Consider the following 12,646-nt stretch of genomic DNA (forward strand, 5'->3'; position numbering starts at 1 on the left):
GACCCGATGCTGAACCTCCAAAGCCTCTCCAAGACCTATGCCGACGGCACCCGCGCCCTCGCCGGGATCGATCTCGCCGTGCCCAATGCCGAGATCGTCGCCCTCATCGGCGGCTCCGGCTGCGGCAAGACGACGTTGCTGCGCCTCATCGCCGGCCTCGACCGCCCGAGCGCCGGATCGATCGCGCTCGACGGCGAGCCGATCACCGGCCCCCATCCCGGCGTCGGCCTCGTCTTCCAGGAGTCGCGCCTGCTGCCCTGGCTCGACGTGGCCGGCAATGTCGGTTTCGGCATCGGCGACCTGCCCCGCCGCGAGCGGGCGGAGCGGGTCGCCCACGCCCTCGAACGGGTCGGCCTTGCCGAGCATGCCGGGCGCTGGCCGCGGGAATTGTCCGGCGGTCAGCAGCAGCGGGTCTCCATCGCCCGCGCCTTCGTGGCCAATCCCCGGGTGCTGCTCCTCGACGAGCCGTTCTCGGCCCTCGACGCCTTCACTCGTAAGGATCTGCACCGTCACCTCCTCGCCCTGTGGGAGGAGGTGCGGCCGACGGTCCTGATCGTCACCCACGACGTGGCGGAGGCGGTGGCGTTGGCCGACCGGGCCATCGTGATGCGACCGAAACCGGGCCGGCTCGACGAGAGCATCGCCCTCGACCTGCGCCGCCCGCGCGACCCGGCCGCCCCGACGAGCGAGGCCGCCACCCGGAAGATCCTCGGTGCGCTCGACCGGTCGCTGCGCCCGCGCGAAGCCTCGCGCGCGCCGGAACTGGCCGGCGGCAGCTCGTTCTGAGCCGTCGCGCGACTGTCGCACGGGCGCAAAACCCGTTAAGCGGCAGCGTCATCGCCGCGATCAGAACGCCAAGAACGATCGGAGGAACCCCATGGACGCCAACGCCCTGCGCGCTCTCCAGGCCCCGCTGAAGGGCCAGTACCGCGAGAACCCGGATTCCGCGGTCATCACCCTCAAGGCGCGCGGCGCCCTCGACGACACCAGCATCGCCTGCAAGGTGGAGACCGGTCGGGCGCTGGCCGTGGCGGGCCTGCATCCGGCGACCGGCGGCTCGGGCGCCGAACTGTGCTCGGGCGACATGCTGCTCGAGGCCCTCGTGGCCTGTGCGGGCGTGACCGTGAAGGCGGTCGCCACCGCCCTCGAGATCCCGCTGCGGGCCGGCACCGTCAGCGCCGAGGGCGACCTCGATTTCCGCGGTACGCTCGGCGTCGATAAGGAGGCCCCGGTCGGCTTCCGGGCGATCCGCCTCCGGTTCGACCTCGACACCGACGCCCCGCAGGAGAAGCTCGACCAGCTGCTCAAGCTCACCGAGCGCTACTGCGTCGTGTTCCAGACGCTCAACCACAAGCCGGAACTGACCGTCGGCGCCTCCCGCTCCTGAGGCGGCCGCCTTACATCGAAGGGTGCCGGGTCGGGCCTCGTTCGGCCCCGGCACCCCAGCTTGATCGACCGAAGCCCGATGCGCCTGCTCATCATCGAGGACGACCGCGAGGCCGCCGCCTATCTCGCCAAGGCCTTTCGCGAGGCCGGGCACACGGTCGATCAGGCCGCTGACGGCCTCGACGGCTACGCGCTCGCCCGCGAGGGCGCCTACGACGTGCTGATCGTCGATCGGATGCTGCCGAAGCTCGACGGGCTGTCCCTCGTGCGGTCGCTGCGCGAGCAGGGCATCGCGACGCCGGTGCTGATCCTCTCCGCTCTCGGCCAGGTCGACGACCGGGTGAAGGGGCTGCGCGCGGGCGGCGACGATTATCTCCCGAAGCCCTATGCCTTCTCGGAGCTGCTCGCCCGCACCGAAGTGCTGGCCCGCCGCCAGGCCGGTCCCGCGGGTGCGGCCGAGCCCACCGCCTACCGGGTCGGCGATCTCGAACTGGATCGGCTCTCCCACCGGGTCAGCCGGGGCGGGCGCGAGATCCTGCTTCAGCCCCGCGAGTTCCGCCTGCTCGAATACCTGATGCGTTATGCCGGCCAGGTCGTGACCCGCACGATGCTGCTGGAGAATGTCTGGGACTACCATTTCGACCCGCAGACCAACGTCATCGACGTCCACGTCTCGCGCCTGCGGGGAAAGATCGACCGCGGCTTCGACCGGCCGATGATCCACACCGTGCGCGGTGCCGGCTACGTCGTGCGGACGGAGGAGCCCGGCGGGTCGTGACCGGGCCCGTCGATCGGCCCAACGCCCGACCCAGCGAGGGCCTGCGCGCCCGGTTGCAGAAGGTGCTGCGCACGACGGCCTTCAAGCTGTCGCTCGCCTATCTCGTCCTGTTCGCGCTGCTGGCGAGCATCGGGCTGGGCTACGTCGCCTGGAACGCCCGCCGCGTCCTCGACGATCAGATCGTTTCGACCATCGAGGCCGAGATCAACGGTCTGTCGGAGCAGTACACGGCCGGGGGCCTGCGCCGCCTCATCGCCGTGGTGGAGCGCCGGGCCAAGGAGCCCGGCGCCTCGCTCTACCTCGTCACCACGCCTGCCGGCGAGCAGATCGTCGGGAACGTCAATCGGGTGCCGAGCGGCATCCTGTCGACACCCGGCCAGTATGACGGCCCCTACGGTCGCGGCTCGGAATCCGCCCATGCGGAGCACCGGGCGATCATGCGGGTCTACACCCTGGCCGGCGGCTTCCGCCTGCTGGTCGGCCGCGACACCGAGGAGCGCGACCGCCTCCGCGACGCCATCGGCAACACCTTCGGCTCGTCGCTCGCCCTGGTTCTGGTGCTCGGGGTCGTCGGCGGCTGGTTCGTGGCGAGCCGGGTGCTCAAGCGCGTCGACGACATGACCGAGACGACCCGCACCATCATGGCCGGAGACCTCGACGGCCGCCTCCGCGTCTCGGGCAGCGGCGACGAACTCGACCGCCTCGCCCAGAACCTCAACCTCATGCTGGAACGCATCGGCGAATTGATGCGGGGCATGCGCGAGGTCTCCGACAACATCGCCCACGATCTGAAGACCCCGCTCACCCGCCTGCGCAATCGGGCCGACGAAGCCCTGCGCACGGCCGAGACCCCGGAGGCGCTCAGGGCCGCGATCGAGGGGATCGTGGAGGACGGCGATGGGCTGATCCGCGTCTTCAACGCGCTCCTCACCATCGCCCGCCTGGAGGCCGGCAACACCCCGGACGCGGCCGGCACATCCTTCGACGCCGGCGAGGTGGCGCGGGAGATGGCCGAACTCTACGAGCCCCTGGCCGAGGAGCGGGGCCTGCACATCGCCCTCGACGTCGCGCCGAACCTGCCGCTGAGGGGCAATCGCGAGCTGGTCGGGCAGGCCCTGGCCAACCTCATCGACAACGCGATCAAGTACGGCGTGTCCGGCGGACCGGAGATCACCGTCTCGGCGCGCCGAGCGGGCGAGGCGGTGGCTCTGCGCGTCGCCGATCAGGGACCGGGCGTACCCGAGGCCGAACGCGCCCGCGTCCTCGACCGCTTCGTTCGCCTCGACGCGGCCCGCTCCCGTCCCGGCTTCGGCCTGGGGCTCAGCCTCGTCAACGCGGTGGCGCGTCTCCACGGCGGCAGCCTGACGCTGAGCGACAACGCCCCCGGCCTCGCCGTCACCCTGATGCTGCCGGGTGCCGACGCCTCTGCCCCTTGAAGGCACTCGCATTGCGCGCTTGATGGGCAGGGCCGCGAGGCGGCGGCGGGCACGGGCGCGGCGGACCGATATGAGCAGGCCAGAAAACGGGCAGATTGCCCAGCGCGATGGCAGCCGCGCTCCGTGGATCCAGTGCCTCGGGCCGATGCCGCCGCTCTCCGATCCGGTGGCGGCCGAGGCGCGCCTCGCTGAGGTGGCCGAGGCCCTGCCGGCCGAACTCCGCGACGGGCCGGCGCGCGGTCTCATGCTGGCCCTGGCCGAGCACTCGCCGTTCCTGTGGTCGCTCGCCGCCCGCGACCCCGACCGCCTCGCCCGACTGCTTCGGACGCCGCCCGAGGAATCCGATGCACGCATCCTCCGGGAGCAGCGGATTGCAGGACGCGGACAGGACGGCGCAGCGCCCGATCTCGAAGCGGTCAGCGAGATCCTGCGCCGGAACCGGGCCGAGCACGCGCTTCTGGTGGCGCTCGCGGATATCGGCGGGGCGTGGCCGCTGGAACGGATCACCGCGGCGCTCTCGGACTTCGCCGATGCCTCAGTCACGGCGGCCTTCGACGCGCTCCTGTTCCAGGCCGCCGCCTCCGGACGGTTCCACCCGGCCGACCGTGAGAACCCGCAGGCCGGCTCCGGTCTCGTGGTGCTCGGCCTCGGCAAGCTCGGCGGGCGGGAGCTCAATTACTCCAGCGATATCGACCTGATCGTCTTCTTCGATCCCGAGATCGCGCCGCTCAAGGAGGGTCTGGAGCCGACGCCGTTCTTCACCCGCCTCGCGCAGGGCGCGGCCAAGCTCCTGCAGGAGCGGACCCGCGACGGCTATGTCCACCGGGTCGATTACCGGCTCCGCCCCGATCCCGGCTCGACGCCGACGGCGCTCAGCCTCGCCTCGGCCTATGTCTATTACGAGACGACCGGGCAGAACTGGGAGCGGGCGGCCTTCATCAAGGCCCGGCCGATCGCCGGCGACATCCCGGCGGGCGAACAGTTCCTGGCCGAACTGACGCCCTTCATCTGGCGCAAGTATTTCGACTTCGCGGCGATCGCCGACGTGCACGCGATGAAGCGCCAGATCCACGCCGTGCGCGGCCACGAGGCGCTCGCCGTCGCCGGTCACGACATCAAGCTCGGGCGCGGCGGCATCCGCGAGATCGAGTTCTTCGTGCAGACCCAGCAGCTCGTCTTCGGCGGACGGCGCCCGATCCTGCGCGGGTGCTCCACCGTCCCGATGCTGGCGCGCCTCCACGACGATGGCTGGATCTCGCAGGAGGCGCGCGACGAACTCGGAGCGGCCTACACCTTCCTGCGGACCATCGAACACCGGCTCCAGATGGTGCGCGACGAGCAGACCCAGCGCCTGCCGACCGATCCGGCCGAGCTCGACGCCTTTGCCCGCTTCGCCGGATTTCCCGACCGGCCCGCCTTCGAGGCCGCCCTGCTCGGTCATGCGCGGCGGGTCCAGGCCCATTACGCCCTGCTGTTCGAGGCGGCCCCCGACCTGTCGTCGGAGGTGGGCGACCTTGTCTTCAGCGGCGCGGCCGACGATCCGGCAACCCTGGCGACCTTGCGCAGCCTCGGCTTCCGCGAACCGGAGACGGTGGCCGAGACCGTGCGCGGCTGGCATTTCGGCCGCCGCGCCGCGGTGCGCAGCCCCCGCGCCCGCGAGGTGCTCACGGAACTCGTGCCCGCGCTTCTGAAGGCCTTGTCCGGCACGCCGGATCCGGATGCGGCTCTGGCCAATCTCGACCGGGCCTTCGGCCGCATGCCGGCGGCCGTCGAACTCCTCACCATCCTGCGCGAGCATGAGCGGCTGCGGCTGCTCTTCGCCGACCTCCTGGGCAGCGCGCCGCGGCTCGCCGGCACCGTCGCCTTCAGCCCACACGTGCTCGACGCGGTGATCGACCCGGATTTCGGCGATCCCGTCATCGATCCCGCCGGCATCGCCGCCCATTACCGGGCGTTGCTCGGCCGCCCGGACGACCACGAGATCTTTCTCGACCGCAGCCGCGATGCGGCGCGTCAGCTTCGCTTCGTGGCCGGTGCCCGGCTTCTCTCCGGCATCCTGACACCCCAGGGCGCGGGCGAGGCCTTCTCGGCCATTGCCGACGCGGCGATCGCCACGGCTTTGGAAACGGTCGCGGCGAAGTTCCTCGCGGAGCACGGCGCGGTGCCGGGGGGGCGGATCGTCGTCATCGGCTATGGCCGCCTCGGCAGCCGACAGCTGACGGCGGAGTCCGATCTCGATCTCGTCGTGCTCTACGATTTCGACCCGGACGACCGCACCAGCGCCGGCCCCAAGCCCCTGGACGCGGCGGTGGCCTATAATCGGCTGACGCAGCGCCTGGTCGCCGCCTTGACGGCCCCGACCCGGCGCGGCCTGCTCTACGAGGTCGATCTCCGCCTGCGGCCCGGCGGCGGCCAGGGCGCGACGGCGACGCAATTCCGCAGCTTCAAAGCCTATCAGAGCGAGGAGGCGGAGCTGTGGGAGCACATGGCGCTCACCCGTGCCCGGGTGATCGCGGGCGACGCCACGCTTGCCGCGGATGCCGCGGCGGTGATCGACGAAGCCCTGCGCCGCCCCCGCGACGCGCAGAGCGTCTATCGTGCCGTGCGCGACATGCGCGCCACCGTGGAGCGCGAGAAGGGCGATCACGGCCCCCTCGATCTGAAGCTCACTCCCGGCGGCCTGCTCGATCTCGATTTCCTGGGCCAAGCCCTGGTGCTCGCCCATGCCCACGACCATCCCGATCTGATCGGCCTCGACGCCCCCGCCCTGTTCAAGCGGGCGGCGCAAGCCGGCCTGCTCGAGGGCGGCGAGGCGGAGGCGTTGGGCCGCGCCTACCGCCTTCTCGACGACGTGCATCACTGGCAGCGCCTGATGGTCGAGGGCGATCCGACCCAAGCCTCCCCCGTGGCGATGGCGCGCCTCGCCCGCGCGGCCAACCTTCCCGACGCGAAGGCCCTCGCGGCTCAGCTGGAGGCCGAGCGGCTCGAGGTCCGCGCCATCTTCGACCGTCGCCTCGGCAGGCCGGGGTGAGACGAAGGCGGGAGTGTCAGCCTGGCAGGACCGGTGACTTGTCCGTGGGCAGGCCGTCGATCGAGGCGCGGTCGATCCGGGTATGGGCCTGCACCAAGGCGTGCGGCGTCAGCGCCATCCATTGCCGCAGGGAGAGATCGGCGTAGCGCGGACTCTTGAACATCTCGAGGAAGACCAGCGGTTCGGTGCCGGTGTTCTCGATGTAGTGGCCCATGGCGAAGGGCACGTAGCCGACGTCGCCGCCGCGATAGTCGAAGGTTCGGGCCTTCGCTTCGGAGCCGAACACGGTCATCCGCCCCTGGCCCGAGAGGTAGTATTGCCACTCGTCGCCGTTGGGGTGCCAGTGCAGCTCGCGCAGGCCCCCCGGTTCCAGTTCCACCAAGGCCGCCGCAATGGTCGCGGAGGCCGGAAAGACCGAAGAATCGGTGATCCGTACCGTTCCACCGCGGCTGCGGATCGGCTCCTGCGCCAGCATGCGATGGCTGAACTTTTGCGGCACCGGGCCGGCCCCACCCATCCGGTCCTCCGCCAGCGGTCCCGGCTTCGGCCCGGGGAAGATGTAGAGTTCCTTCTCCGGCAGGCCGGCGAGGGCGCTCTCCGGCAACCCGAGATTCTTGGCGATGACGTCGCGGGGCGTATGCGCCAGCCAGTCGCTGATGAGAAAGGTCGAATCCTCGGAGAAGCCGCCGTCATCGAACACGAGCAGGAACTCGCAGCCGTCGATCTCGCTCTCCAGACCCTGGATCGAATGCGGGATACCGCTGGGGAAGTACCAGAGGTCGCCCTCGCCGACATCGTCGGCGAAGGTCCGTCCCGCCGGGTCGATGGCGGTGATGCGGGCCCGACCCTTGATCATGTAGGCCCACTCCGCCTCCTTGTGCCAGTGCATCTCGCGCACCGCATTGGCCTTGAGCCGCATGTTCACGCCGGCCATGGCCTTGGAGATCGGGAGTTCGCGGATGGTGGTCTGCCGGGCCCAACCGCCATCCTCCAGCCGCATATGACTGTCGGCGAACGACCATTTCAGGTTCGGCATGGTGCCGTGATCGGTCTGCGGCGGGTGGAGGGTGAACGGCTCCTGCGCCTCGCGGGACGGGTTGCGCGGGCCGAGGATGTCGGCACCTTTCGAGCTCTCGGCGGCCCGTGCGCCGCCGGCTTTCCACGCGATTCCGCTGGCGACCCCACCGGCGGCGGCGATGAGGCTGCGGCGTGAAACATCGGTCATGGCGGTCCCCGGATGAACCCTGTGGTCCGGGGTAACGGCGCGGACCGCCGCCGGATCGACGGGGGCCGATCACGACATCCGGCGCAGGCTGCCCACGACGATGGTTGCACGCCCATATCTTGCGGGCGCCCCGCCTCGGCCCCTAATCTCCCGCGATGAACGTCGTCGCGATCGACTTCGAGACCGCCAACGAGCGGCGCGACAGCGCCTGTGCGGTCGGGCTCGCCTGGATCGAGGGCGGTCGCGTCGTGCGGCGGGAATCGCGGCTGATCCGGCCGCCGCAGATGCGGTTCTCCCCGGGCAACATCCGCATCCACGGGATCCTGCCCGCCGACGTCCGCGACGCGCCGACCTTCCCGGAGGCGATGGCGCCGTTCCTGCCCGATCTCGCGGGCGGCCTCGTGCTCGCCCACAATGCCGGCTTCGACATGGGCGTGCTGGCTGCCTCGCTCGGCGCCTACGGCGAGCCGGTGCCGACCCTGACCGGCCATTGCACGCTGCAGATCGCCCGGCGCATCTTTCCGGATCCGGCCGGCTGTGGGCTGTCGAAGGTCGCGGGCCGCCTCGGCATCCGTTTCGAGCACCATGATGCGGGCGAGGACGCCTTTGCCTGCGCCGAGATCGCCCTCGCCGCCGTGCGCGAGACCGGCGCCCGCGATGTGCCCGACCTCGTCCGCGGTCTCGGCCTCACCCCGATCCGCGCCATCAACGCGCCCCGCCGCGACCTCGTCCGCTCGACCTCGGCCCGGGCGCTGCGGGTGGCGGGCGTCACGCCCCCGGTCGCGGCGGCGGATCTACGCTTCTCCCTGCGCGGCAGCACCGGCAACCGCTACGTGGTGGTGTTCGAGGAGAGCGCGGGCGGACCCTATCTGCGCTGCTCCTGCCCGGCGGGCACCCATCGTCGCCGCTGCCGCCACGTCGACGCGCTGGTCGACGGGGACATCACCGACCTGATCTCAAACAATCCCGAGGACGTGGAGCGCCTGCGCCTGCGCATCGGGGATGCGACGGTCGGCCCGGTGCGGATCAAGGGCGCGGCGGCGGCGTGAGGCCGCCGACGCCTACGGCCGCACGCCCGGCGGCGTGATGTCGAGGGGCGCGGGAGTCTCCGGTGACGGCTCCGCGTCCTGTCGGGCGCGACGGGCCAAATCCTCCACCTCGCGCTGGCGGCGCGCCGTATCCTCGGCCTCGCGCTGACGCCGGGCGGCCTCCTCGGCGGCCTGCTGCGCCTTGATACGCGCCAGACGCGCCGCCTCCTCGGCCGCGGCCCGCGCGCGGTCCATCTCGATGCGGGCGCGGCGGCGTTGGCGCTCGGCCTGGTCGGCATCGAACAGCTCGATCTTCTCGAGCTCGCGCTGGAGCACCAGGGCGGCGAGGCCCGTCGTCAACGGGGCGGCATCGACGCGGCGCTCGGGAGCGCCGAGCGGACCGGAAAAGCCGAGCTGGACGGCAGGCGGCGCACCGGACCAGCCCTTCGGCGCCGACAGGCTGGTGAGAATTCCCTTGGCGTCGAGGCTTCCGCTGCGCAGATCGACCCCGAAGGTGCCGTTCCAGCGGGCGGGTCCGAGATCGAGCCCGAACGGGGCGGAACGCAGCATGCCGCCGACCAGAGTGACGGCGGCGGTCGCCGGTCCCTTGGCGACGAGCGGTGCGGCGGAGAACTCTTCCGAGACGAGCGCCTGGGGGCGGCCGTCGCGCAGGGGATCGTCCTCGGCCAGTGCCCGGACGAGCGCCCGGTCGAGGGCGGCAGGATCGGCCTCGGGCAGGCGGATCTGTGAAAGCCGGATGTCGCCATTGCCGGAGAGATCGTCGGTGAGCGCAGCGGGGTTCGGGCCGGAGGCGCTGAAGCGCAATCCCCCGGACAATGTCGCGGCGAGGCGTCCGCCCTCGACGATCTGGGCGAGGTTCACGTCCGACAGCGTGGCTTCCCCCGAGACCGAGGCGGCACCGGCCGGCCGCGTCACCGTCACGCTCGCGCCGATCCGCCCGCCGCCGAGGCCGGCGGTGAGGTCGCCGATGCGAAGGGCATCGCCCTCGCGGAGCAACCGGAAGGCCGCCGCCTCGGCGACATATCCGCGGCCAAGATCCAGTCGGCCGATCTTGAGATCGAGATTGGCCCGCGGCAGATCCGGCGCCGGGGCGAACCGGGTGCCCCGGGGGTCCGTGGGCAGGATCAGGGCGGTGGTCAGGGCCGGCAGGGAAAGCCGTCCGAGGGACACCGCGCCCGTCACCGCCCCATCCTGATGGCGGTCGAGGGCAGCGGTGATGTCGGATCCGGCGGCCTGACCCGTCAGATCGAGATGCAGCGCCTCGCCCCGACGCGACAGGGCAAGGGTGCCCGAAGCGGGTAAGGGTCCGGCGCCGGACACCGCTGCACCGGTCAGGGCTAGATAGGGCGTGAGGTCGGTGCCTTCGATTCGGACCTCCCCCGAGAGCGGGGGGCGACCGGACACATCGAGCAGAATCGGCTTTTGCGAGGCGAGGCTCAGGCCCGGAAACGCTCCCTCGATCGTGAGGGCCAGGGGTGCCACGACCGGCGCCATGACCGGCGCCACCTCCAGCGCGAGGCGCTCCTCGTTCGGCCGAGTCGTCTCCGCCCCGGGCGACCGCGTGCCGGACAAGCGCAGGCGGGCGGGTTGGCGCAACGCGGCGAGGTCGTCGCGACCGAACCAGAGGCCGGCCCGGGCCACGTCGAGCCGGGCGGCGAGATTGTCGATCCGTCCGGCCCGGATCAGAGCCGAAGCCTCGATCTCGCCGCCGCCGGCTTTGCCGCGGGCCTGGGCGCGCAAGGCATCGGCCTCGCCGGATTCCCGCTCGAGCGTCAGATCGAGATCGAGCCCGGCCTCGCGGAAGGCGCGGGGCACCAGCCGCGCCTCCGCCAGGAAGCCGCGTTCCAGCAGCGCCAGGAGGGGGGCAGCCTTGGGTGCGGAGACCCGGCCCTCGATCTTGCCCGAACCGTCCGGGGCGATGCGGCCGGCGAGCTTGGCGCTGGCCCCGGCGAGATCGGCAATCTCCAGGCTGTCGACGACGAGGCTCGCCCCATCGGATTGCAGCCGCACCATGATGGTGCCGCCCGCCCCACCCGAGGCGCCGTAGCGGACGTCGCGGGCGCTGAGCGTCAGGCCGAGGTCGTGCCGGTCGAGGCTTTCCATCAGACGGCTGGCCGGGGGCAGTTCGGCGATATCGATGCCGTTGGCCGCGATCTGCGCCTCCAGCCGACCGCGCCGTCCGGCCTGCGGGCGGGTGTAGGCGGCGTTGCCCGTGACCCGCACCGGGCCCAGCGCCAAGCGCAGATTGCGCAGGGACAGGTCGGTAGCGGTGGAGGACAGGTCGGCCCCGAGGTCGAGCGCCCGCCCGTCGAGCAGCGAGGCGACGGCATCCTCCGCGCCGAGCCGCCCGAGATAGCGCCCGAGACCCTCGGAGTTGCGCGCGGCGATGTCGAGATGGCCGGTGAAGCGGGCCGAGGCGGAGAGATCGATCTCTCCGGTCGCCGAGACGGTGGCGGCGCCCGGAGCCAGCCCCGAGAAGCGGCGCAGCACCAATCCGCCGGATCGATCGAACGTGCCGCGGAACGCCACGTCGGACCAAATTTCGAGACCGAGCGCCACGCTCTCGGCCTTGAGATCGAGGTCGAGCATCATCGGCAGCGAAGGGGCGAGGCCGCCCGCGCCTCGCGACAGCAGCGCCCGGCCGCCCGGCGTCAGCAGCAGCCCGTCGAGGTCGAGACGGCGGGTGCGCAGGTCCAGCCCGGCGCGGGCCGCCCGCCAATCGATCCGACCGGTGCCCGACAGGCGCGCCGCCTTGCCGCCCGGATCGAGTTCGAGTTCCACGCTCTTGGCGTTCACGACCGTGCCGCGCGCCTCGAACTTTCCGGCAAGCGTCAACGGGAGGTAATCGCCCGCCGCCTGGACCGGAGGACCGACGGTGAGCTTCGCCGAGCCCTCGGCTTCGGGCACGAGGCCGCGGCGGGCCTGCGCCCCCCCCTCGACGGCCTCCGGCTTGAAGGTGAGGCGGGCATCGGCCTCGAGTCGCGGCAGCGTGTCGCCGCCGCCGGTGAACTTCAGATTGAGCGTGCCATCCGACGTCACGACGCCGGTGGCGAGGTGAAATGGGCTTCCCGCCACCATCCCCTCGGCGAGCCACGGCCCGGCCAAGTTGGGGGCGCGCAGCCGCACGTCATCGGCGGCCCAGATCTCGCTCGGCTCCGCGCCGTCGCGCCACGTCGCGACGGAGAGGTGACGGACGGTGAGCGCCTCGATGACCACGTCCCGGCGCGGCGTCTCGCCGCCGCGCGGCAGAAGCAGGGCGTCGTCGGCCACCGGCAGGGTGACGCGGGCCCGTTCGATGGACGTGCGCGTGAAGCGCACCTCGCTCTTGAGCAGGGGCGAGAGGGCGATTTCCGCATCGACCTGCCGGGCTTCGAGGGATGGTCCGTCCTCGGCACCGAGGCGCAATTGGTCGAGGCGGAGATGCGGGGAGGGCAGGAGCCGCAGATCGATCGCGCCTGCGCTGGAAGCCGGTGTGCCGAGGGATTGCGCGATCGCCCGGTCGATCAGCGCGCGCTGGCCCGACCAGTCGATGAAGGGCGGCACGGCGAGCGCCGCCACGAGGATCAGCACGACGGCGCCCGCGAGCGCGGTCAGGAGGTCACGCACCGATTTCGCTTTCGCCTCGCCTGCACAGCCCAGGCGCATCCGATCGAGGCGCACCGCCGGAGCGACGGCACAACCTCACGGGCGGCCATAGCACAGGCGGTGCGAGGCTCGCATCTCAAGCTCGGCGATGGCGAT

Annotated in this window: 8 protein-coding genes; 6 read left to right on the forward strand and 2 right to left on the reverse strand. The window is 71.8% G+C overall.

Annotated features, from left to right (window positions below; all coding sequences use genetic code 11):
- Positions 1-6 precede the first annotated feature (6 nt).
- The 5 genes from MFF26_RS21905 to MFF26_RS21925 all read left to right on the forward strand — a co-directional run bounded on the left by MFF26_RS21905 (position 7) and on the right by MFF26_RS21925 (position 6,631).
- Positions 7-786 carry an ABC transporter ATP-binding protein gene (locus MFF26_RS21905; protein WP_238308562.1) on the forward strand — a complete coding sequence of 260 codons (780 nt, stop codon included), beginning with the start codon at positions 7-9 and terminating at the stop codon, positions 784-786.
- Between the two features lie 91 nt (positions 787-877).
- On the forward strand, positions 878-1,387 hold the full coding sequence (locus MFF26_RS21910; RefSeq protein ID WP_137828067.1) for an OsmC family protein: 510 nt from the start codon (positions 878-880) through the stop codon (positions 1,385-1,387).
- Between the two features lie 78 nt (positions 1,388-1,465).
- Positions 1,466-2,164 (forward strand): winged helix-turn-helix domain-containing protein, encoded by a 699-nt coding sequence (locus tag MFF26_RS21915; RefSeq protein ID WP_137828066.1) that lies wholly within the window; start codon positions 1,466-1,468, stop codon positions 2,162-2,164.
- Entirely contained in the window at positions 2,161-3,600 is a 1,440-nt protein-coding gene (locus MFF26_RS21920; RefSeq protein ID WP_137828065.1) for a sensor histidine kinase, read from the forward strand. Before MFF26_RS21915 ends, MFF26_RS21920 begins: the two co-directional genes overlap by 4 nt.
- Before the next feature lie 70 nt (positions 3,601-3,670).
- Positions 3,671-6,631 (forward strand): bifunctional [glutamine synthetase] adenylyltransferase/[glutamine synthetase]-adenylyl-L-tyrosine phosphorylase, encoded by a 2,961-nt coding sequence (locus MFF26_RS21925; protein WP_137828064.1) that lies wholly within the window; start codon positions 3,671-3,673, stop codon positions 6,629-6,631.
- Between the two features lie 16 nt (positions 6,632-6,647).
- Here the strand turns inward: MFF26_RS21925 and MFF26_RS21930 are convergent, their stop codons facing one another.
- Positions 6,648-7,856: an oxalate decarboxylase family bicupin gene (locus MFF26_RS21930; RefSeq protein WP_137828063.1), complete on the reverse strand. Its 1,209-nt coding sequence runs from the start codon at positions 7,854-7,856 to the stop codon at positions 6,648-6,650.
- 155 nt (positions 7,857-8,011) lie between these two features.
- Between MFF26_RS21930 and MFF26_RS21935 the strand changes: the two genes are divergently transcribed.
- A complete protein-coding gene (locus MFF26_RS21935; RefSeq protein ID WP_137828062.1) occupies positions 8,012-8,905 on the forward strand; it encodes a 3'-5' exonuclease in 894 nt (297 codons plus the stop codon).
- Positions 8,906-8,917: 12 nt separating this feature from the next.
- Here the strand turns inward: MFF26_RS21935 and MFF26_RS21940 are convergent, their stop codons facing one another.
- Positions 8,918-12,511 carry an AsmA family protein gene (locus tag MFF26_RS21940; protein WP_137828061.1) on the reverse strand — a complete coding sequence of 1,198 codons (3,594 nt, stop codon included), beginning with the start codon at positions 12,509-12,511 and terminating at the stop codon, positions 8,918-8,920.
- Positions 12,512-12,646: the final 135 nt, after the last annotated feature.

Source organism: Methylorubrum suomiense (genome assembly GCF_022179765.1).
Lineage (GTDB): Bacteria > Pseudomonadota > Alphaproteobacteria > Rhizobiales > Beijerinckiaceae > Methylobacterium > Methylobacterium suomiense.

Bases quoted from the DNA above. Each gene is read 5' to 3' on its own strand.
- MFF26_RS21905 (WP_238308562.1), top strand. From the start codon at position 7: ATGCTGAACCTCCAAAGCCTCTCCAAGACCTATGCCGACGGCACCCGC.
- MFF26_RS21910 (WP_137828067.1), top strand. From the start codon at position 878: ATGGACGCCAACGCCCTGCGCGCTCTCCAGGCCCCGCTGAAGGGCCAG.
- MFF26_RS21925 (WP_137828064.1), top strand. From the start codon at position 3,671: ATGAGCAGGCCAGAAAACGGGCAGATTGCCCAGCGCGATGGCAGCCGC.
- MFF26_RS21935 (WP_137828062.1), top strand. From the start codon at position 8,012: ATGAACGTCGTCGCGATCGACTTCGAGACCGCCAACGAGCGGCGCGAC.
- MFF26_RS21930 (WP_137828063.1), bottom strand. From the start codon at position 7,856: ATGACCGATGTTTCACGCCGCAGCCTCATCGCCGCCGCCGGTGGGGTC.
- MFF26_RS21915 (WP_137828066.1), top strand. From the start codon at position 1,466: ATGCGCCTGCTCATCATCGAGGACGACCGCGAGGCCGCCGCCTATCTC.